The sequence below is a fragment of the Rufibacter sp. LB8 genome (genome assembly GCF_014876185.1).
GTDB lineage: Bacteria > Bacteroidota > Bacteroidia > Cytophagales > Hymenobacteraceae > Nibribacter.
Window position 1 is genome coordinate 49,449 of the sequence record NZ_JADALJ010000002.1, and the last position, 20,938, is coordinate 70,386.

General features: G+C 49.8%; 20 protein-coding genes. 18 read left to right on the top strand and 2 right to left on the bottom strand.

Translation table 11 applies throughout. From position 1 onward, the window contains the following. The first annotated feature begins 872 nt into the window (after positions 1-872). From IMY23_RS19450 to IMY23_RS19505, 12 genes are all read left to right on the top strand, one after another. A complete protein-coding gene (locus IMY23_RS19450; protein ID WP_192823949.1) occupies positions 873-1,154 on the top strand; it encodes a heavy metal-binding domain-containing protein in 282 nt (93 codons plus the stop codon). A gap of 123 nt (positions 1,155-1,277) precedes the next feature. After that, on the top strand, positions 1,278-2,558 hold the full coding sequence (locus tag IMY23_RS20190; RefSeq protein WP_192823882.1) for an efflux RND transporter permease subunit: 1,281 nt from the start codon (positions 1,278-1,280) through the stop codon (positions 2,556-2,558). After that, positions 2,551-4,443 (top strand): efflux RND transporter permease subunit, encoded by a 1,893-nt coding sequence (locus IMY23_RS20195; RefSeq protein WP_192823883.1) that lies wholly within the window; start codon positions 2,551-2,553, stop codon positions 4,441-4,443. Before IMY23_RS20190 ends, IMY23_RS20195 begins: the two co-directional genes overlap by 8 nt. Further along, positions 4,427-5,674: a TolC family protein gene (locus IMY23_RS19465; RefSeq protein WP_192823884.1), complete on the top strand. Its 1,248-nt coding sequence runs from the start codon at positions 4,427-4,429 to the stop codon at positions 5,672-5,674. Before IMY23_RS20195 ends, IMY23_RS19465 begins: the two co-directional genes overlap by 17 nt. Beyond that, a complete protein-coding gene (locus IMY23_RS19470) occupies positions 5,652-6,989 on the top strand; it encodes an efflux RND transporter periplasmic adaptor subunit (RefSeq protein ID WP_192823885.1) in 1,338 nt (445 codons plus the stop codon). The genes IMY23_RS19465 and IMY23_RS19470 overlap by 23 nt, the downstream gene beginning before the upstream one ends. Beyond that, positions 6,986-8,317: an efflux RND transporter periplasmic adaptor subunit gene (locus IMY23_RS19475; RefSeq protein ID WP_192823886.1), complete on the top strand. Its 1,332-nt coding sequence runs from the start codon at positions 6,986-6,988 to the stop codon at positions 8,315-8,317. Before IMY23_RS19470 ends, IMY23_RS19475 begins: the two co-directional genes overlap by 4 nt. 10 nt (positions 8,318-8,327) lie before the next feature. Then, entirely contained in the window at positions 8,328-9,404 is a 1,077-nt protein-coding gene (locus IMY23_RS19480; protein WP_192823887.1) for a YncE family protein, read from the top strand. Positions 9,405-9,442: 38 nt separating this feature from the next. Continuing rightward, positions 9,443-10,132 carry a hypothetical protein gene (locus IMY23_RS19485; protein ID WP_192823888.1) on the top strand — a complete coding sequence of 230 codons (690 nt, stop codon included), beginning with the start codon at positions 9,443-9,445 and terminating at the stop codon, positions 10,130-10,132. Positions 10,133-10,305: 173 nt separating this feature from the next. After that, positions 10,306-11,109, top strand: a complete 804-nt coding sequence (locus tag IMY23_RS19490) for a PepSY domain-containing protein (RefSeq protein WP_192823889.1) — start codon at positions 10,306-10,308, stop codon at positions 11,107-11,109. Between the two features lie 45 nt (positions 11,110-11,154). Continuing rightward, complete coding sequence (locus IMY23_RS19495) at positions 11,155-11,763, top strand: DUF2911 domain-containing protein (protein WP_192823890.1); 609 nt, start codon at positions 11,155-11,157, stop codon at positions 11,761-11,763. Between the two features lie 50 nt (positions 11,764-11,813). After that, on the top strand, positions 11,814-12,380 hold the full coding sequence (locus tag IMY23_RS19500; protein WP_192823891.1) for an AraC family transcriptional regulator: 567 nt from the start codon (positions 11,814-11,816) through the stop codon (positions 12,378-12,380). Between the two features lie 113 nt (positions 12,381-12,493). Beyond that, positions 12,494-12,826, top strand: a complete 333-nt coding sequence (locus IMY23_RS19505; protein WP_192823892.1) for a four-helix bundle copper-binding protein — start codon at positions 12,494-12,496, stop codon at positions 12,824-12,826. A gap of 130 nt (positions 12,827-12,956) precedes the next feature. Here IMY23_RS19505 and IMY23_RS19510 read toward each other — a convergent pair whose 3' ends face one another. Further along, entirely contained in the window at positions 12,957-13,715 is a 759-nt protein-coding gene (locus tag IMY23_RS19510) for a DUF305 domain-containing protein (protein ID WP_370589918.1), read from the bottom strand. A gap of 460 nt (positions 13,716-14,175) precedes the next feature. On the opposite strand from IMY23_RS19510, the gene IMY23_RS19515 reads away from it, so the two are divergent. The 6 genes from IMY23_RS19515 (at position 14,176) to IMY23_RS19540 (ending at position 20,334) form a co-directional block, all read left to right on the top strand. After that, positions 14,176-14,511 carry a four-helix bundle copper-binding protein gene (locus IMY23_RS19515; RefSeq protein ID WP_192823894.1) on the top strand — a complete coding sequence of 112 codons (336 nt, stop codon included), beginning with the start codon at positions 14,176-14,178 and terminating at the stop codon, positions 14,509-14,511. Between the two features lie 36 nt (positions 14,512-14,547). Beyond that, positions 14,548-14,838, top strand: coding sequence for a DUF6122 family protein (locus IMY23_RS19520; RefSeq protein WP_192823895.1), 291 nt, complete (start codon positions 14,548-14,550; stop codon positions 14,836-14,838). Positions 14,839-14,864: 26 nt separating this feature from the next. Continuing rightward, a complete protein-coding gene (locus IMY23_RS19525) occupies positions 14,865-15,524 on the top strand; it encodes a DUF305 domain-containing protein (RefSeq protein ID WP_192823896.1) in 660 nt (219 codons plus the stop codon). A gap of 663 nt (positions 15,525-16,187) precedes the next feature. Further along, complete coding sequence (locus IMY23_RS19530; protein ID WP_192823897.1) at positions 16,188-17,354, top strand: DUF2231 domain-containing protein; 1,167 nt, start codon at positions 16,188-16,190, stop codon at positions 17,352-17,354. Continuing rightward, a complete protein-coding gene (locus IMY23_RS19535) occupies positions 17,351-19,702 on the top strand; it encodes a multicopper oxidase domain-containing protein (RefSeq protein WP_192823898.1) in 2,352 nt (783 codons plus the stop codon). Before IMY23_RS19530 ends, IMY23_RS19535 begins: the two co-directional genes overlap by 4 nt. A gap of 161 nt (positions 19,703-19,863) precedes the next feature. Beyond that, complete coding sequence (locus IMY23_RS19540; protein WP_192823899.1) at positions 19,864-20,334, top strand: DUF4440 domain-containing protein; 471 nt, start codon at positions 19,864-19,866, stop codon at positions 20,332-20,334. A 134-nt stretch (positions 20,335-20,468) separates the two neighbouring features. Here the strand turns inward: IMY23_RS19540 and IMY23_RS19545 are convergent, their stop codons facing one another. Beyond that, positions 20,469-20,669 (bottom strand): hypothetical protein, encoded by a 201-nt coding sequence (locus IMY23_RS19545; protein ID WP_192823900.1) that lies wholly within the window; start codon positions 20,667-20,669, stop codon positions 20,469-20,471. Positions 20,670-20,938 lie beyond the last annotated feature (269 nt).

Sequence of the window (20,938 nt, forward strand, 5' to 3'; positions counted from 1 at the left end):
TGAGGCTTTACCTAATTGTATAAACTATAAAAATATATATAATTAGATAATGCATAATAATTTTTATCTTTGCACAAAGAACTTGGCTAGTCTGACAACAATTCTGGCCGGCTAACGTTTTGGCACTGAATCAAATCCCACAGGATGACCTTACTACAGAGATTCATACACCTTAGCCTGATCGTTGCCATCTCAATGGCCACGATGGGGTTCCGCGTGGCCGGGTCTCAATGTTCAGGGGGTAAAGATGCTGAGATAGGCTTTTTTGCAGAACCAAGCTGTTGCTGTAAAGAGGGTTCGAAAGGCCCGATGAAGTCCTGTGGTGACTTCTCCTGTGTGATGCCCAGAGGTGCGACAGCCCAAGCCAGCTTTAACTCTCCTTCCCAACAGGTTGTCCAGATAGCGAATGTGCCCGTAAGCTTTCCAAGCTTTACCGAAACCATCCGCCCGGTTATCCTGGAATCCATTCCCCATGTTACCCTGCCCCCGCCCATCTCCGGGCGAGACATTGGCATCCTGCATCAGACTTTCCTTATTTGATTTCCTTTCTTTTTAGAAGCCGCGCCTAACCTTTCTATTGGGCTGCCTTCTATCCTGTAAATTCGATTCAGCGATCTAGATCAGAGCGATTGGCTTCCTTGGCCGATATGTAATCTGACGTTTAAAGGCGTTGCTTTTACCCCTGCCTCTAAGGGGCAATGATGTCCTGATTCCGGAATTTACGGCCTTATCTTCTTATAACCCTTGCCAGATAGAGTCCCTTCAGTTTAGAACCACTGAGGCTGACTCCTGTCTATTTTTATTGTTTGCAGAGCGCTTTTGGGCCCTGTAGGCTAAGTCTGTGTTTTTTAAACTTCCAACCATACCTTTTTATGAAAACTCTGAAAGTAACCATTGCATTGGCCTTCTTCGGCGTGACTTTATTCTCATCATGCGACAGCTCTGGAACTGAGCAGAAAACAGCCGAGGGGACAACCTCAGAGGCACAGGTGGCGGGCGTTACCTACACATGCCCCATGCACCCGGAAGTGGTGAGCGATGTGAAGGGCAAGTGCCCTAAGTGCGGCATGTTCCTAGAGGAGGTGAAGCCAGGCGAAAAGCTGGATTCTGCCGCCGCTGCCCAACAGCACCATGAGGGCGAAGAGCAACACTAATCGCTTTTGATTTAATGGTTAAACCGTAAGGTGAGACCAAAGCGTTTATGCCGTTTTTGGGGTGTTTTACAGAAAACACCCCAAAAACGCATGGCAAATGATGCCAAATAACTTACCTATTTTATGATTGGCAAATTAATTTCCTTTTCCCTCCGCAACCGGATGATTGTCCTGCTTATTGCGGCAGGCATGTTTGGTTGGGGAGTCTATTCAGTCACCACCAGTAAGGTAGACGCCATCCCTGACCTCTCAGAGAACCAGGTGATTGTGTTCACAGAGTGGATGGGCCGCAGCCCGCAGATCATAGAGGACCAGGTGACTTACCCGCTGGTGACCAACCTGCAGGGCATGCCGCAGGTCAAGTATGTGCGGGGCGTCTCCATGTTCGGGATGAGCTTCATCTACATCATCTTTGATGATAAAACAGATATCTACTGGGCGCGGGAACGGGTGCTGGAGCGCCTCAACTACGCCAACCGCCTTTTGCCGGAGGGGGCAATTCCTACTTTAGGGCCAGACGGTACCGGTGTGGGGCACATTCTCTGGTACACCCTGGACGCCTCAGGTATGGACCTTGGCGAGCAGCGCGCGGTGCAGGACTGGTATGTGAAGTTCGCGCTGCAGAACGTGCCGGGTGTGAGTGAGATCGCCTCCTTCGGTGGTTTTCAGAAGCAGTACCAAATCACCATTGACCCCAATAAACTCACCTATTACAACCTATCCGTGCCGCAGGTGATGGCCGCCGTGCGGGCCAATAACAATGAGAGCGGTGGCCGCAAGTTTGAGATGAGCGACATCGGCTACATCATCAAGACAACGGGCTATCTGCAGTCCATGGAGGAGATAGAGAGCATTCCCATCACCACCCAAAATACCATACCCGTGAGTGTGCGTGACGTGGCCACCGTGCAGATGACGGGGGAAAGCCGCCTGGGCATTTTTGACCTGAACGGCGAGGGTGAGGCCGTGGGCGGTATTGTGGTGATGCGCTACGGTGAGAATGCCGAGGAGGTGATCAGGAACGTGAAAGCCAAGATGGAAGAGGTCTCAGCGGGTCTGCCGAAGGGGGTCAAGTTCAACATCGTCTATGACCGCAGCGGGCTCATCAATGAATCTGTGGATTCTATCAAAACTACATTGATAGAAGAGATGCTGGTGGCCTCTGCCATTGTGTTCTTGTTCCTATTCCATTGGCGCAGTGCCTTGATCATCATCATTCAACTGCCGCTTTCCATTGCCATCGGCTTTATTCTGTTGAATGCCTTTGACATCACCTCCAACATTATGTCCCTGACTGGGATCGCCCTGTCTATCGGGGTGATTGTAGACGATGCCATTGTGATGGTAGAAAACGCATATCGGCACCTAGCCGATGCCCAAATAGAAGAAGAGAACCATGGATAATAAGAAACGACTGTCCATCATAGAGAAAGCCTCCAAGCAGGTAGGCCCCAGTGTGTTTTGGAGCACCATCATCATTATTACCTCCTTCTTGCCGGTGTTCCTTTTGACCGGGCAAGAGGGACGCCTTTTCAGCCCATTGGCCTGGACCAAGACATTTATCCTCATTGTAGATGCCTTTGTGGCCATCACAGTGACTCCTGTGCTGCTGTCACTCCTACTCAAAGGCAAGTTCAAGCCCGAGAGCGCCAACCCCGTTAACCGCGCCTTGGAACGGGTGTACTCGCCTATTCTGCGCTGGTGCCTTAAATGGCGCAAAACCACCATTGGAGTAAATATTCTGGCTTTGGCGGTGAGTATTCCTATGCTTTTGAGCCTGGGGTCTGAGTTCATGCCGCCCTTGGATGAGAGCTCCATCCTGTTCATGCCCGTAACCCTGCCAGACATCTCCAACGCCGAGGCCAAGCGTATTCTGCAGGTGCAGGACAAGATTATAAAATCAACGCCGGAGGTAGAACAAGTGTTGGGCAAGGCCGGGCGGGCCAGCACGGCCACGGACAACTCGCCCATCAGCATGATTGAGACCATCATCCTGCTGAAGCCTCAGTCAGAATGGCGCGAGGGGATGACCAAGGCCAAAATAATCGCGGAACTGGACCAGAAACTGCAGATCCCTGGCGTGATCAACGGCTGGACCCAGCCCATCATCAACCGCATCAACATGCTGGCCACGGGCATCAGGACAGACGTGGGCGTGAAGGTGTATGGCCAGAGCCTGGATTCTATTGCGGCGGTTTCTGAGAAAGTTCGCAATGCATTGCAACAGGTGGAAGGCGTGAAAGACCTGTACATTGAGCCGGTGACCGGTGGACGTTACCTGGAGATCCAGACCCGCCGGGAGGATCTGGGGCGCTACGGTCTTTCCGTCAATGATGTGAACAGCGTGGTGGAGTCTGCCCTCGGTGGGGCCAGCATCGGCAATACCATTGAAGGAAGGCGACGTTTCTCCATCAATGTGCGTCTGGCGCAGGAGTACCGCAATAGTTTGGATCGCATCCGCCGCATCCCCATTCAATCCAGTACCAACGGAACGGTGCCGCTTTCAGCGGTGGCTGATGTGAAATTTGTGGACGGACCGCCTATGATTGCCTCAGAGAACGCCCAACTGCGGGGCGCGGTGCTATTCAATGTGCGTGACCGCGATCTGGGCAGCACGGTGCAGGAGGCCATCAAAACCATTAACCAGGAGGTGACCGGAATCCCCAATGGCTATCATTTGGAGTGGAGCGGACAGTGGGAAAACCAGATCAGGGCCAACAAGACCCTAAAGATTATCATCCCGCTGGTGGTTCTCATCATCTTCCTTATCCTTTATTTTTCTTTTGGGTCTTTCAAAGAGGCGCTGCTCAACCTGGTCACCATCCCATTCGCTCTGGTGGGTGGGGTGTTCATTGTGTATTTCTACGGCATCAATCTGTCCGTGGCGGTGGCGGTGGGCTTCATTGCCCTGTTTGGGATGGCGGTAGAGACGGGTATGCTTATGGTGGTGTACCTGAATGAGGCCATGAACGAACTTGTGGCTAAAAAGGGTAACTCCAGTGAGACCATCACCAAGCAGGATATAAGAGAGTATGTGTTCCAGGGGGCGGCCAAGCGCCTACGACCCAAGATCATGACGGTTTCTGTGTCCCTTTTCGGCCTGATTCCCATTCTGTGGGCCACCGGGGTGGGTACTGACGTGATGTTACCAATTGTGCTTCCTCTTATAGGTGGTGTTTTCACCTCCTCCATTCATATCCTGCTGGTGACTCCTGTGGTGTTTGAAATGACCAAGGAATATGAACTCAGGAAACACGGCAAATTAGATATTTATGATGTCAAACATTAAAGTATACCTGAGTGCCCTGCTGCTGTTGCTGGGAGCTTCTGCCAAGGCCCAAACACCGGTTCTTCCACTGGATACAGTCCTTAATCGCATCTCCCAGAACAACGGCATGCTCAAGGAGATTGAGTTCCGGGCGAAGGCGCAAAATGCCATGGCAAAGGGAGCCAGAAGCCAGATGGCACCCATGGTGGGCGCCGGGGTCTTTATGTACCCGTACCCGGGCCAGATGAAAATGGAGGAGGATGACGCCATGTACATGACGGCCGTGGAGCAGGACATCACCAACCCAGCCAAACTGAAAGCCCGGGAGAAATACCAGCTCTCCAGGGCGGCCATTGAGGAGGCAGGCCGTGACATGACCTTCAACCAACTCAGGGCGCAGGCCAAAACCGCCTATTACCAGTGGGTGGTGCTGGAGAAGAAGAAGGCCGTGCTGGCCGAGAGCCAGCGCATCATGCAGTTCATGCTCAAGCTGGGCAAGGTGCGCTACCCCTACAACCAGAGCTCCCTGGGCAGTATCTACAAAGCCGAGGGACGGATAGGGGAGGTGGAGAACATGCTCACCATGACCAACAGTGAGATTGAGATGAAGAACATCCAATTGAACATGCTGATGAACCTGCCTCCGGAAAACAGATTCAGGGTAGATACCACCGTGAGCGCACCTGAACTTACCGTGCTACCTGACACCGCCTCTCTGAGCGCCGCCCGCAGTGACGTGCGCCAAATAGACCGTACCATAGAGTCTATGCAGTTGAACCTGCGACTGGAGAAAATCCAGCGCAAGCCAGATTTCGGGATACGTTTTGAGAACATGATGCCGCGTGACAGGATGATGCCCCAGTCGTTCACCCTCATGGGCATGGTCTCTATTCCCATTGCGCCCTGGTCCTCCAAAATGTACAAGGCCAATGCCACTGCCATGAACCTGGAAATACAGGGTATGCAGAAGGGCCGGGAGGCCCTGTTGAACGAGGCCCAAAACATGGTGGCCAGCATGGCCCTGGAACTACAGGCAAAGAAGACCCAGGTCCAGAATTATGAGAAGAAAATCATTCCGGCCCTGCGGCGCAACTACGAAACCACGCTCCTGAGCTATGAGCAGAACACGGGCCAGTTGCCGCTGGTGATTGACGCCTGGGAAGCCCTGAACATGGCCCAGATTGAATATCTCAATAACCTTGAGCAACTCTACCTAATAGGTGTGAATTATGAAAAAGAACTGGAAAAATAGGCTGATTGGGTTTCTGATTCTGCTGTTACCCTTCTCCTTAACCGCTTGTAATGACCAGGCTGAAAAGGGAGATGAGGCGCATGCGATGGAATACACCTGCCCCATGCACCCCCAGATTGTACAGGACAAACCCGGATCCTGCCCCATCTGCGGCATGGACCTGGTGGCCAAGCAACCCGCCAATGCACCGGGAGTGGCCGTATCCACAGATTTAGATTATTTGTTACAGCCCTCCAACCAGGCCGTGGTTTCCGCTGTGCAAACCACGCACCCGATGCAGAAGCCGCTGGAGCAGGAAATCACAATGTCTGGGGTGGTGACCTATGACACCCGTCGGCAGTACATCATCCCAGCCCGGTTCGCAGGGCGGATAGAGAAGCTGTACGTGCAGTTCAACTACCAAGCGGTGCGCAAAGGCCAGAAGCTGTATGACATCTACAGCCCCGAACTGGTCACCGCCCAGAAAGAGCTTCTCTATCTGCTCAAAAACGACCCGGGCAACTCGGCGCTCATTGCCGGCGCGCGCCAAAAATTACGTCTTCTGGGTGCCACAGAGGGACAGATAAATCAGCTTGCACGCACGGGGAGAGAGTCCTATACCTTCTCAGTCTTTAGCCCTTACTCGGGGTATGTGCTGGATCCGTCGGTGACGGCAACCCCAACAGTAGCGCCAGCCGCCGCCTCTGCCACAGGCGGTAGCGATGACGGTATGGGCGGCATGGGCGGTTCTAGCGGCGGTGCTTCAGGCACTATAACCACACCCGCCTCGGCCCCCCAAGGATTCGCCATCCGGGAAGGCATGTATGTGACCACGGGGCAGGCACTGCTAAAAGTAATTGACGCCTCCCAGGTTTGGGCGCAGTTCAACGTGGCCAGCAATGTGGCGGGCCAATTAAAGAAGGGGACTCCCATCACTATTTCCTTTAACCAGGTGGAGGGTAAAACCCTGCAGTCCTCGGTGCATTTGGTGGAGCCTGTGTATGAGGAGGGGGAGAACTTCGCACAGATAAGGGCCTTGCTTCCGGCAAAGGGGAATCCAATTCTAATCGGCCAGGTCATCACCGGGAAAGTAACCTATAGCACTGGCTCCGCCCTTTGGGTTCCCAAAGATGCTGTGTTGGACCTTGGGGGCCAGTCGGTAGCATTCCTGAAAATGGACGGAGTGTTCAAACCCATTGGTGTGCGCGTGGGGCAGCGGTCAGGCGGTCAGGTAGAGATTGTGTCAGGGCTGAAAGCCAGTGACGTGATAGCGGCCAACGCGCAGTTCCTGGTGGACAGTGAGAGTTTTATTAGGGTACCAGACACAAGCAGATGAGACATATAAAGAACCTATTCACCGTTTTACTGGCAACGCTCTTTCTGATGGCCTGCGCCAAGACCGACGAGCATGCCCACGCTGGGGAGGACGCCAGCTACACCTGCCCCATGCACCCCCAAATTGTGGAAGGCGAGCCTGGTTCTTGCCCTATTTGTGGCATGGACCTGGTTTTGGTCCAGAAACAGAAAAAGGAGCCAGAAACGGCCAGTGCCTTTACCTGCCCCATGCACCCACAGATAGTGGAGGACAAAGCCGGCTCATGCCCCATCTGCGGGATGGACCTGGTACCCGTGAAAAAACAAAGCAACAAAGGCGAGGAAGTCAGTATCATGCTGAGCGAAAACCAGATCCAACTGGGCAACATCACCACGCAAACCATCCGGCAGGGACAGGTGGGAAGCAGCACGGTGCTTACGGGCAGGCTGGTGGTGGATCAGACGCAGGCCGACCTTATTAGCAGTCGGGCCGCTGGCCGCATAGAGAGACTGTATGTAAAGGAAACGGGACAATCCATCCGTAAGGGGCAACCCCTCTATGACTTATACAGTGAGACCCTTCTCACATTGGAACAGGAATACCTGCTGGCCTTGGACCAGGTGAAGGCGTTCCCCGGCGAGAGGCAGTTTGCCTCTATTCTGGACGCCGCCAAAAGAAAGCTCCTCTTGACCGGGCTCACCAATGCTCAGGTCAACCGGGTCGCCCGCACCCGGAAGTTGGACGCGCGTATCACATTTGTCTCCCCGTCCTCTGGCACGGTAACAGAGATAGCTTCCGCCGAAGGTATTTATGTGGCTGAGGGAAGCCCGCTTTACCGGATCACCCGCTTCAGCTCCATCTGGGTAGAGGCGGAACTTTATGCGCAGGAGGCAGACCAGATGAAGGTGGGAACGCCTGTTGAAGTCTCTGTTCCCGGAAATGCGGCACCTATCAAAACCAGGATCTCCTTCATCAACCCAGAGTTCAGGCAAAACAGTCAGGTGGTGGTTGCACGGGCCTCCATCCCCAATCCGCAGGGGCGGTTGATTCCAGGTACGCAGGCCACCATGACCCTCGGGGCTCCCGTGAAGCAGGCTATGACCCTGCCTTTGGATGCCGTGATCCGGGATTCCAAAGGTGCGCACGTTTGGGTGAAGATCGGGGAAAATACATTTAGCCCCAGAAGGGTGGAGCTTGGGGAGGAAAGTTCAAACCGGGTAGCCATTGCCAGTGGGCTACAACCAAGAGACACCGTGGTAGTGACGGGCGCCTATCTGCTGTACAGCGAATATGTACTAAAGCAAGGGGCAGACCCGATGGCTGGACACAACCATCAATCTAATCAATAAACGTAATCTTATGCTGTACAGAACATTTAAATTGCCACTTATCACTTCTTTCTTAATGGTGTTCACCGCCTGTAACCTTCATACAGAGGATGATATGGGAGACATGGAGGAAGATATGGACGGGATGGAATTGAACATCAACTACCCGGCCGCCTTCGTGGTGAACGGGGAGTCCAATGATGTGGATGTCATTAATTTGAATGACCTAACCCACAAAGACCATATCAGCCTTAACGGAGCCACTTTTCCGCACCACATCAACATGAGCCCGGACAGAACCAAGCTGGCCGTGGCCATTACCAGCACTGACCTGAGCGCCGGGCATGACGGCGGAGGCATGGACGGGATGAGCGGCCTGAAGGTCATTGTGCTCAACAGCTACACCGGCAAGATTGAGAAGGAGATTGTGCTCCCTAAGATGCCGCATAACGCCGCCTTTAACGCAGACGGTTCTGAGCTGTGGGTCTCACAGGAGGATGAGATGAGGAGCCAAGTACTGGTATATAACACTGGGAATTGGGCGTTGAAGAACACCATCTTGGTGGGGAAGGGATTGTCTGAGGTTACGTTCTCAACTGACGGCTCAAAAGTGTTTGCTGCCAATACGGCTGACGCCACCGTCTCCATCATCAGCCCAGCCACTAAGATGGTGATGGGTACAGTGCCGGTGGGCAAGGATCCGGTTGGAGCTTGGCCAGCTGCCAATGGACATGTGTACGTGGACAATGAGACAGACCAGACCGTCACCGAGATAAATGTAGCGACCGGAGCGGTCACCGAGACAATTAACCTAGGCTTTAAACCGGGATACGTGGCCTACCATCCTGACCAGCAAGAGCTATGGGTGAGTGATGCCACCAATGGTAAGGTGGTCTACTACAAGAAGGCAAACGGCCTTTGGGCCAGGCAAGGAGCCATCACCACGGGCGCAGATGCCCACGCCATAGCCTTTTCCCCAGATGGCACAATAGCCTATGTCACAAACCAGGGGGCCGGCACAGTTTCCGTTATCAATGTTTCTGAACATAGTGTACGCACCGCCATTTCGGTTGGGAAAAAACCGAACGGAATAGTTCTCCGACCATAGGCTCAACTTAACTACTACTAAACCTAATAATCCTTACAATGAAAAAAAAATTCACCTTCCTGACCCTTCTGGGCCTTATATTCCTTTCTGCGCTAATGATTCCCGAAGGGGCCTCTGCGCACGGAGGGGAAAAGCACCCTAAAAAAGCCAAAGTGGCGCAAGTAGACTCACTAAAGAAAACGACTGCCGTTGCCCAAGACACTATTGTATTTAGTGAGGTGGCTCCGACAGATCATGCGGAGCACAAGGCAAACCCTGCAAAAGTCCATGCCTCTATCGCTGACTTCCCGCACATTCACCCGCTCATTGTCCATTTCCCGATCATGCTTTTAATGATCGCGGCTGCGATGCAGTTCGTGAACATCCTTTTCCAGAACAAAGTGCTGAACTGGTCAGTGACCATCATGGTACTGCTAGGTTTTGTGACCGCTTACGCCTCCACCCACTGGTCACACCCCCACACAGACGGGCTTACAGAACACGCCGAGCTTGTTCTGGCGCAACATGACAAGTACGCCGACTATACTATCTACCTGTCCGGGCTAGGGCTGGTGGCACAGCTCTTAAGTCTGTTTATATTTAAGGGCAAGCGCTGGAGTATTGCCGTGGCTGCCGTGATCCTGATAGGAGCGGGGTATGCCGTGGCAATGGCGGGCCACTACGGAGCACAACTGGTGCATATTGAAGGCGTGGGCCCTCAGGGGAAATACTTGGAACAGCATCATTAAAAACACCTGTACGGGTGCTTTATTAGTTCTAGAAGCACTAATCTGTTTTTGGCTTGTTTTCTAAAAGGGAGGCCGAAAACGGATTAGTGTTCTGAATAAATTATAACTTTTTCAACTGTTGGCTTATAAAATGAAGGCCTGAGCTGGCAAATGGGACACTCAAATCAAGCTACATGGCTAAGGGTAAACACTATTACATACGCAAACTCCACCGGTATTTGGGGCTTATACTGGGTGTCCAGTTTCTGTTCTGGACCTTGGGGGGGCTGTATTTCAGTTGGAACAATATAGATGAAGTGCATGGAGACCAACTAAGGAAAGAAAAACGTTTCCTGCCAGCCAACCTGAACCTGGTTTCGCCGCAAGTGGCTTTACAAGAGCTGAAGAAGACAGCCACAGTAGATTCCATCAAAGCAATTCAACTGATAGAGATTTTAGGTGTTCCTACCTATCAGATGAGTTATTTCACCAAAACAGAGGATGTCAAAAAAGGCTTAGGATTATCTGGTGCACATGGGGGAGGACATGCTGGGGGCGGAAGCAAGACTCGACTGGCCAACGCAGAGACCGGGCAACTAAGATCCGCGCTGGGCAAAGACGAGGCTGTGCAACTTGCCCAATACAATGTGGTGGAGCCTGCCCTGGTCGGAAAGGTTGAATACTTGACTGAGGTGGGGTCTCACCATGAGTACCGTGAGAAGCCTTTGCCTGCTTGGGCCATTACGTTTAAGCAACCTAGCTGCACCGTTTACATCTCCGCAGAATACGGCACCTTTCAGGCCATCAGGCATAACCAGTGGCGGGTGTTTGACTTCCTGTGGATGTTGCACACCATGGACTTCCAGGGCAGGGATAATTTTGGGAATCTCCTTCTGAAAGTCTTCTCAGTGCTGGGTCTGGTCACGGTCCTCTCTGGTTTTGCACTCTATTTTGTGTCTTCTCCAACCTTCCGAAAGAAAAGGAGAACAGGTAGCTGATCCACTAAACTGACTTCATAAAATTCATATCTCTAATACATCGAAATGAAAAGAACACTGACCCTTCTGTCATTGACTACCGCTTTGGCAGTTACCATGGTCGCTTGCAACCAGCAAAGCCCAAAAAAACAGTTAGAAGCATCTGCGCCGACTCAGAATATTGGAGAACTTGACAGTGCCGATATGGTGCAGGACACTATCAAAAAAAGCATCCCCTCTGAGTCGATTGGGAGGATAGGGGACGCCACAATAAAAATCGAGTACCATTCCCCGGGGGTGAAGGGCCGGGTAGTCTGGGGCGGGTTGGTGCCTTATGATCAGGTTTGGGTGACCGGTGCGCATAAAGCCACCACCGTAGAGTTCGACAAGGACTTGTTGATAGCAGGAAAATCGGTTGCCCCGGGGAAATATGCGCTTTTCACCATTCCAGGCCGAGAGGAGTGGACAATTATTCTTAATAAGAATTGGGACCAGCACTTAGCAGATGAATATGACCAGAACGAGGATATTCTGCGGACAAAAGTGAAGCCGTACAGCTTGAAGCATCCTCAGGAAAGACTGAAGTACAGGGTTGAGGATAGCGGGGAGGCAGAGGCAGGAATCAGGATCTCCTGGGAAAAAATTGGAATCAGGTTACCCGTTGCCGGTGAGTAAAGCAGTTGGGGCTTTCCCAGGTAAGTAGGATGGAATCAAAAAACCAAAATATGACCACCATTTGCATTAAAAACATGGTGTGCCCTCGCTGCATCAGAATCATGAAGGAGCAGTTTGAAGCGATGGGTCTTCCTGTGGTTGAGGTGCGTTTAGGCCAGGTTGACTTAGAGCGTCCATTGCTTCCTGAGGAAACGGCACAGGTGGACATTTTCCTGAGGGACTATGGGTTTGAATTATTGGAAGACCAAAAAGCGAAACTGGTGGAGCGGATAAAGACCCTTCTGATTGAGCTGATTCATTATCGTAAAGAAAAGACAGGCTTAACCTACTCTACTTTCCTAGCTCAGTCCATCGGCAGGGATTATAGTACGCTGAGCCATACGTTCTCATCTTTGGAGAACACTACCATTGAGAAATTTATCATCCTACAGAAGGTGGAGTATATCAAAGCCCAGCTGGAGTACGAGGAGCTTTCGCTGGGGGAGATTGCCACGAGGCTGCATTACAGAAGCTTGAGCCATTTATCCAAACAGTTCAAGGCGGTGACTGGGTATAGCCCCTCTGAATACAGGAAGCTACAGATAATGAACCGCTTGCCCCTTGACCAGGTCAGCTAAGTGTTTGACCCGTAATTATGCAAGTCTAAACAAGGACTGTACAAAACATAACTAGACGAATGATGGTAAAATAGTGCAGTGGTATTATTTATTAACTAAAAATTCATCCAACCATGCACAATTCAAACCAATATCAATCTGTAATTGCGGCCTTGAATGCCTGCGCCGCTGCCTGTGACCATTGTTATGATGCCTGCCTGCAGGAGGAGCATGTGAAAATGATGGCCCGCTGTATCCGTCTTGACCGTGACTGTGCAGAAATATGCAAGCTTACCGCCAGTGCGCTTGCACGAAACTCAGAGACAGCAAAAGTTTTGTTGCAGGCCTGTGCCGAAATATGCCGAGAATGTGGGATTGAGTGCGCTAGCCATAAAGAAATGCAACACTGCCTACAGTGTGCTGAGGCCTGTAAAGCTTGTGAAGAGGCCTGCCGTAGTGCATTCTAAAAACAGGAGGACATAGTAAGGGTTGAAATCTCGAGCAGTGTTGCCTGCGGGGCTTCAACCCTTACTATGATTTTGTTTCAACGTATTCTTTGTCCTAATCAACTAAATTAAAAGGCTTTTGGCTGCAAGACTACTGTTGATGCTCCAGCAACCAGTCGTCTAACTTCTGCTTCTCCCTCTGTTGCTCGTCTATAATCTTCTGGGCCATCGCCTTGATTTCCGCTGATTTCGCTTGTGGCATATAAGCCTTGGCCATGTCAATTCCGCTTTGGTGGTGCATGCTCATGAGCGAGGCGAAGTGATGGTCTATGCCTCCCTTCATGTCGTGGTTCATCTTCGCCATCATGTCTTTCATGGGGGCCATCATCTGCATTGTTTTAGAGGTGTCTCCTTTAGCGCTTTTCTGGGCGTCGGCGAACCGCTCCAACCTGTCCATTTCATCCTGTTGCGTCTGCAAGGTCTTCTTCGCCATATCCACCAGCATGGTGTCCTGCCCACTGTCCGCTTCTTCCTTGGCCATGTCAAGTGCGCCATTATGGTGGGTCGCCATCAATAGGGCAAAGTCACGGTCTGGATCTCCCGTCAATTTTATTTTTTGCATATCGTTCATGTTGTCATGCATGAGGTCCATCATCTTGTTATTGGATCCGGAGGCTGACATGTCATGCCCAGAACCAGCGTGTTCCTCTGTTTGGTCAGCGGAAGTAGATTCGGATTTTTCAGAGTTTCCGCTACAGGCAGAAAAAACTAGGGACACACCAATGGCTAAAACTGTCCACTTACTAGTCAATTGTTTGATTTTCATAGCTGTATAAGTATAAGATAAATTATTTTGTAGTTGATGCAAGGAGAAAGAGCCCTTTATCTGTAAGCGTATTTTAACCAACATTTTCAGGCTAATTTCCGAGAATTAATCTAAAAACAAAAGCCTTAAGTATAGAACATTACCCTTCTCAGACAATAGAAAATTATAGTAAATAGGCTAAGAACTATTAGAATTATTAATCACCTATAAATATAATTATAAGCCTTTTATACGGCTGGAAAATCGAGGAGTTCAATAAGTAATAGATTATAGCGTAAAGTAGTATATATGCATCGTAATACCCTTTTATAAGCCTTATGCGGAATAGTGAGTATATAATTTATATAAAATTATCATTCGGGTTAGCATCATTGTACAACATTTTCTGTAATTATATAATTATGCACCAGATTTTTATTAGCGTTTGGATGGATTGTCTCTCTTAGCTACAGAATATCATCAATTATATCAAGGATTGTATAAAACTTACAAGTTGCAATAGAGTAAACAGTAGCTGTAAACATTTACCTAAATCTTATACTATATGCATACCTCTCAAAACCAGAATATCATCCAAGCGCTGATCGAATGCGCTGCGGCCTGTGACCATTGCTTTGATGCCTGCCTTCAGGAACAGGATGTGAAAATGATGGAAGCCTGTATTCGGCTGGACCGTGACTGTGCTGATATCTGCCGGCTGGCGGCCAGTGCATTAACCAGGAATTCTCCGGCTTCCCAGGCGCTCCTTAGGGCCTGTGCCGAAATCTGTAAAGCTTGCGGGGATGAGTGCGAGAAGCATGGACACATGCAACACTGTCAGGAGTGCGCAGCGTCCTGCCGCCGTTGTGAGGAGGCTTGCCGATCTGCTGTACAATCTTAGGTTCAGTACACTTCATACCTATTCCCCTAAAAGATTTTGCTGCATCTGCTCTTGCATATAATTGTGCCAGGTTTGGTTGCCTGGCTTTTTTTTAGAAAAAACTGGGTAAGAGTGAGTTTAATATTGGTGGCTACTTACCTAGTCGATTTAGACCACCTGTTGGCCACCCCCATGTATGACCCGGATAGGTGCGGTATCGGTTTCCATCCTTTGCATTCTTATTGGGCCATTGGCCTGTATGTCCTTTTATTGTTCCCTAACCGTACAAGAATCATAGCCCTGGGTCTATTGATTCACATGGCGCTTGATTATTTAGATTGCTTTTAGTCGTTTTAACTTAAAACCTGCTTACCATGAAAAAAAATGCACTACCCCCCAGGCCTTTTTCCTTTAAGAAATCTAATCTAATGAAAATATTAGCAGTAGGTCTCCTGTTTTCTTTAGGTGCCTGCAGCGATGACGAGGACGGCTTTGAGACCCAGCCCCACGACCAGAACAAAATGATGGGCATCATGCATGATATGATGGATGATATGGAAATGATGCAGATGAACGGAGACCCTGACGTCGTCTTCGCCCAAATGATGATCATGCATCACCAGGGAGCCATCGACATGGCCAATGAGGAACTAAGCAGCGGGGATGATGCGGCTATTAAAGCCATAGCTACGAAAGTGAAAACCGACCAGCAAAAGGAGATCCAAGAATTGCAAGCTTTTATCAGCTCATATCAGCCTGATCAGGCGACCAGCAACATGTTCAACATGGAACTGATGGAGTCGATGGAGAAATCAGGCCGCCAGAGTGACCTACAGGTATTAACCGGGGACACGGATCAGGATTTTGCCCAGCTTATGATAGTGCACCACCAATCGGCGATTGAGAATGCCCGCGCCGTACAAGAGCACGGCACAAGCACTATGATCAAGGAAATGGCTCACAGGATGATTAACGCCCAAATGGCGGAAATCGAAGAGCTTCAGGAATGGCTGTTGGCAAACAAGGAATATTAGTCTATAATTGAAGATCAAATTATTTTTTCCATGTTGGTAAGGCACCTCCCACTGGGGGGTGTCATATTCGCACCTAATCAATAAGTAATCCTGAAGTAGCTAAGCTTGCTTGCAACTTATTGCGTTTGGTATAAACTTCTAAGGCTTTCTTACCTGCGGAAAGTTTCTATGCAACTTGGGAAACCAATAAATCCTTTCAGGATCTTAATTCTAACAATCATTCAAACTCCCTGAAATTCGTATTGCAGTTCGTATTGCAGTTAATGTGTCCGTAACATGATATAAAGCAATCCGACAGAGTGTAGGATAAGCATGAAGCTGCCAAGCCACACCGAACCCATAAATATGTTGGAGGGTCTAGGCCAAAGATTACTATAAATACACTGTAAGTGCTCCATTTTCTCAACTTCTCTGTTGGCGCATGATCCTGGGCAACCTTTTAAAAAAGAGGTACTTGGTGATAGCTAATGTGAGTAGCTTTAAATAGGGGCAAGTACAAATACAGGGCTTGACATTGGAAGCTGATCTTATATTTTTCTGAAAAGTGAACCTCCTAGAGCAACTGCAAGACAATGTATTTTAACCTTCAGATCAGTAAGGCTATTATACAATACGGCTTTTATTTTTATATAAAGTGAGTTTGGCTTAAGCAAATAGCAAAACATGTTCTCAGATTTTCCTAACCTGCATCCCCTGGTTGTGCATTTCCCCATTGTGTTGATCCTGCTGGGCGCGGGCCTACAGGCATTAATGGTCTTCAAAGACTGGCAACAGGTGCGTTGGGGTACTCTGGTTATCATGGGAGGAGGTTTCGCCGGCGCTCTGGCGGCCAGCACCATCTTCCATGCCATGCCAACAGGTTTGTCCGCTCAGGCAACGGTGGTCTTCAACGAGCACGAAACATATTCCAGTTATACCCTTTGGCTCTCAGGCATCACCTTCCTGCTCCGGGGTATTAGTGAGTTCTTCAAGATTTACCGTCGCCCCTATGAAATACTGGTACTGGTTTTCGCCTTGGCAGCCGCTGTGGTTTTATCCCTGGCCGGCCACCGGGGAGCACAATTGGTTTATGTGGAGGGGGTAGGGCCTAAGGGGAACTTACTAATGAAAGGCGGCCATCACGGTGGTGAGGAAATGGAAAATATGGAACCGGGTGAAGGGAAGCAGGATTCAAGTCACACCGGAATGGAAGGCGACGATCACTCTCAGGGCGGAAATTCTGAAACTGGCATCGATAATATGCCTAGTATGGATATGCCTGAAGGAGATAATGCCAATACAAAGCCCGGCACGGGACAGGAGACCAATTCCGGTAACAGGAATATGGATCAAGGTACTGATATGAAAAATATGGCTGGAATGGATCATGCCACGGGCAGCCAAGGGAAGCAAACCATGGGGAATATGCCCAGCATGTCTGGCTCTAAAAAAGAGAATGCCGCAAAGGGGAAGAACATGGCCGGCATGGACCATAGCACCATGCCTGGCATGAGCACCCAGCCAAAAAAGAAAGACCCTTCAACCCAAATGAAGAATACACCTTCCATGGACCATGCCAATATGCCGGGCATGGACCTGAACAATAAAACTTCTACTAATTCTAAGTCTATGCAAAATATGCCTAGAATGAACCGAAAAGCCACTGCGCCTGGTACGCCCAAAACGGATAATATGCCAGACCATGCAGGAATGGATATGGGGAATACGCAGAATAAAGGTGAAATGAAAGACATGTCCAATATGGGTATGCCAAGCCTTATGGACAAGTTCAAGTTCAAGGACAACAACCCTGCCCGCCAAACCTCCAAGAAAAACCAAGCCCCGCAATGAAGCAGTTATTCATAATAGCCTTTCTGTTTTTAACTTTCCAGGCGCTGGGGCAATCCCACCAACAGCAGTCAGTGCCCAAAGACAAAGATGCCAACCTAACCAACGCGACGCCTCCTGAAAAGGAACAATTGGGAAGGGTAGTCAGCCCCCGCACCACGTACGTTGGTAAGCGCGTAGAATATGATCTGTATATAGATGATCGGCAGGTAAACTTTACCGGTAAAACCCGCATGGCCATCGCCATCAATGGCCAGATTCCGGCGCCCACCCTTACCTTCAATGAAGGTGATACCGCCATTGTAAGGGTGCATAATCAGATGGATATGGAAACCTCCGTGCACTGGCATGGTATTCTTCTGCCCAACGAGGAAGACGGAGTGCCCTACCTGAACACGGCCCCCATTCTGCCGGGCAAAACGCACACCTTTACATTTCCCTTGATCCAGAGCGGAACCTACTGGTACCACTCCCACACCATGGTGCAGGAGCAGGTAGGCCTGTACGGCTCCATAGTTATCCAACCCAAGGAGATTGAATACAACATGAAAGAGTACGTGTTGGTGCTCTCTGACTGGACAGATATAAACCCAGATGAGGTATTGCGTTACCTTAAACGGGCCGGCGAATGGTTCGCGGTGCAGAAAGGGGCCACCCAAAGCTACGGGGAGGCCATTGCCGCCGGCTACTTCAAAGACAAGGTAAGGCAGGAGTGGGGCCGGATGCCCGCCATGGACGTGACGGACGTTTACTACAACAAATTCCTGCTGAACGGGCAGGAGAAGAGCTACTTTAAAGATGCCAAGCCTGGCGAGGTTGTCAGACTGCGCATCATAAACGGAAGTGCCTCCTCTTATTTTCAGTTACAGTATGCAGGCGGGCCTATGCAGGTCATATCCGCCGATGGGATTAATGTAGAGCCCTTCCCGGTCAATAAACTGGAAATTGCCACCGCTGAAACATACGATGTGCTAATTACGGTGCCGCAAATGGGGGCTGCTGAGCTTCGGGCCACCTCCTCAGACATTACAGGGTTCACTTCCGGTTATTTCGGGAACGGTGATGTCATGAAGGCCCCTGACCTGCCCAGGCTAAACTATTTCCAGATGATGCGCGAGATGGGCAGCATGGAGAACATGAGCGGCATGGATATGGGGGGCGCCGGTATGGTAGAGCAAGGGAACGGCATGAATGGGAAGACGGACGGCCAGATGAAAGGAATGGATATGCAGCATGGCACCATGCCAGCCGTTACTGCTCCCTCGCCTAAGGACCGCCCTGTGAACATGCAGGAAAAGAACGGCAAAAGCATAGGCACCATGCAAGATATGGGCGGCATGCCAGGCATGGATATGGGCGGCATGGGGGGTGACTTCAACTACAACCAGCTGCGGGCCCTTAACCCTACTACCTTGGACTCGACCAACCAATGGCGGGAGATTAAGCTCACCCTCACCGGGAACATGTTGCGCTACGTCTGGTCCTTTGACAATAAACCACTTTCTAAGGCGGATAAAATCCCAATCCGAAAGGGCGAAAACGTGCGCATGGTTTTCCAGAACCAAACCATGATGCGTCATCCGTTGCATCTGCACGGGCACTTCTTCCGCCTAGTGAATGCCCAGGGTGAGTACTCGCCCCTGAAGCATACCTTTGATGTTCAGTCAATGGGCACCGTAACAATTGAGTTTGAGGCGAATGAGGAGCAGGACTGGTTTTTTCACTGCCATATCCTCTACCACATGATGGCGGGTATGGCCCGCATTATCAGCTACGAGGGCAGCCCGCAGAACGAGTTTGCCAAAAATGATTACAAGACGCTCAAGAAAGAGGATAACGTTCTGTACCCTTGGTTTGATTTGTCAGTACACTCCCAAGGGGTATATTTGGAAGGCACTGTCTCTAACAATTACAATGCGCTGGAGTTTGAGGGGCGGGTCAACTATAAAGGCGATTTTGAAACCGAGACTCACCTGCTCCGCTATCTGGATAACCGCCAGTTCCTTGCCGCTTTCGTCGGGTTTGATTACCGCAATAATAGAAACTTAATTCCGGAGGGGGAGACGGAGAAGAACACTAAAAACAAGAGGGAGCAATTAGAGGTGGGTGCATATTATATGCTGCCCATGCTGGTGCGGGCAGAATTCCGCACGGACCTCACAGGACAACTGCGGCTACAATTGGAGAGAAGGGATTTGCCGCTCAGCAACAACTTTTTCATGGATTTGAGGGCTAATACTGAAAAAGAATACAGTGTGGGCTTCCGCTACATGGTGAGCAAATACATCTCGCTAAGCACCAACTATGACAGCGACTATAAGTGGGGGGCCGGTTTCACCCTGCACTATTGACTCTTTCTGGCATCCCTGCTAGTCATGTACTGTAAATAATCAGAGATAAAATCCATATAAATTGTAATTTGCCTTTAATGAAGGTTCAGATGAGAAAAAAACACAGCCTAGGCTATTGTTTCATTCTCTGACCAAACAAATTAATCCCTAAAACCAATAAAATGAAATCGAATTTTTACCGCATCGTATTCGTGTTTTTCCTGTTTGCCTCTGGTAACCCACTGTTCGCTCAGTCAACGGACAGCCGTGAGGCTGAAGAGGTGAAGAAAGTATTGCGTGCCTACAAGGAAGCTGTGGAGGCACTGGACGGCACAAAGGCTACGGCTCTTTTTGCCGCTAACTCCCAAGTATATGAATCCGGAGGGGTGGAAGGCACCTATGCTCATTATCTGGAACACCATTTGGGACCAGAGTTCAAAGCATTCAAATCATTCAAATACAGTGACTACAAGCCAGAGGTAACAGTAGACGGGAACTATGCCTTCGCGACTGAGACTTATGTCTATACCCTTGTTCTGGCAAAGGACGGGAGCACCATCAAGAAGAAAGGGGTTGCTACCTCCACCCTCAAAAAAGTGAATGGTAAATGGCAGATACTTATTACCCACAGTTCTTCCCGTAATACCAAATAAGAGAACTTTAAGGCGCCTACTTAATTAGAAAGCGGAAAGTCGTTTATCGGACAGCGTACAGACTTAAGCAGTGATTTTCAAAGTTCCTTGTTGCGGGTATATTTTATAAAGACATTAACAAGGTGAAGGATGGCTTATAAAGGATCCTCCGCCCCAGTATATCTGGCTTCATTGGCATCAGATTGAATTGATGCCGTGATGGTCCCTTCACCTATATCGTTCAATACAACTGTGTTTAATTTAATTAAAGCTGGCATAGGAACGACCAGTATTTTTATACTTCTATGAGAGTGGCATGGTACCAACTCTTTATAAACACTGCTTACTTTGATCATAGATCAATAGGCACTTGTAACAACACTCCGTAACTTATTGATTTACGATTTCTTGTTAGTATCTGGCTTAAAGCCACCCCTTATGTGCGCATCAGCTTCAAAGAAAGGGCATGTCTCGTATGGCGTACTGGTTTGGCTACCCACAACCTTATGCAGTATGTCATGTTCTTTCTCTTGAGCTGATTATGGCATCCTTTTCTTATCCACTAGCATAATTTGTGCCCGGTGTCAGTTCTTCCTGAGCCATGGAAAGGTCTCCATTGTGTTGT

Coding starts and splice junctions, on each gene's coding strand:
- IMY23_RS20195 (WP_192823883.1), top strand. CDS start 2,551: ATGGATAATAAGAAACGACTGTCCATCATAGAGAAAGCCTCCAAGCAG.
- IMY23_RS19500 (WP_192823891.1), top strand. CDS start 11,814: ATGACCACCATTTGCATTAAAAACATGGTGTGCCCTCGCTGCATCAGA.
- IMY23_RS19475 (WP_192823886.1), top strand. CDS start 6,986: ATGAGACATATAAAGAACCTATTCACCGTTTTACTGGCAACGCTCTTT.
- IMY23_RS19510 (WP_370589918.1), bottom strand. CDS start 13,715: ATGTTGGTTAAAATACGCTTACAGATAAAGGGCTCTTTCTCCTTGCAT.
- IMY23_RS19470 (WP_192823885.1), top strand. CDS start 5,652: ATGAAAAAGAACTGGAAAAATAGGCTGATTGGGTTTCTGATTCTGCTG.
- IMY23_RS19540 (WP_192823899.1), top strand. CDS start 19,864: ATGAAATCGAATTTTTACCGCATCGTATTCGTGTTTTTCCTGTTTGCC.
- IMY23_RS19450 (WP_192823949.1), top strand. CDS start 873: ATGAAAACTCTGAAAGTAACCATTGCATTGGCCTTCTTCGGCGTGACT.
- IMY23_RS19485 (WP_192823888.1), top strand. CDS start 9,443: ATGAAAAAAAAATTCACCTTCCTGACCCTTCTGGGCCTTATATTCCTT.
- IMY23_RS19465 (WP_192823884.1), top strand. CDS start 4,427: ATGATGTCAAACATTAAAGTATACCTGAGTGCCCTGCTGCTGTTGCTG.
- IMY23_RS19490 (WP_192823889.1), top strand. CDS start 10,306: ATGGCTAAGGGTAAACACTATTACATACGCAAACTCCACCGGTATTTG.
- IMY23_RS19535 (WP_192823898.1), top strand. CDS start 17,351: ATGAAGCAGTTATTCATAATAGCCTTTCTGTTTTTAACTTTCCAGGCG.
- IMY23_RS19480 (WP_192823887.1), top strand. CDS start 8,328: ATGCTGTACAGAACATTTAAATTGCCACTTATCACTTCTTTCTTAATG.
- IMY23_RS20190 (WP_192823882.1), top strand. CDS start 1,278: ATGATTGGCAAATTAATTTCCTTTTCCCTCCGCAACCGGATGATTGTC.
- IMY23_RS19515 (WP_192823894.1), top strand. CDS start 14,176: ATGCATACCTCTCAAAACCAGAATATCATCCAAGCGCTGATCGAATGC.
- IMY23_RS19525 (WP_192823896.1), top strand. CDS start 14,865: ATGAAAAAAAATGCACTACCCCCCAGGCCTTTTTCCTTTAAGAAATCT.
- IMY23_RS19530 (WP_192823897.1), top strand. CDS start 16,188: ATGTTCTCAGATTTTCCTAACCTGCATCCCCTGGTTGTGCATTTCCCC.
- IMY23_RS19495 (WP_192823890.1), top strand. CDS start 11,155: ATGAAAAGAACACTGACCCTTCTGTCATTGACTACCGCTTTGGCAGTT.
- IMY23_RS19505 (WP_192823892.1), top strand. CDS start 12,494: ATGCACAATTCAAACCAATATCAATCTGTAATTGCGGCCTTGAATGCC.
- IMY23_RS19545 (WP_192823900.1), bottom strand. CDS start 20,669: ATGATCAAAGTAAGCAGTGTTTATAAAGAGTTGGTACCATGCCACTCT.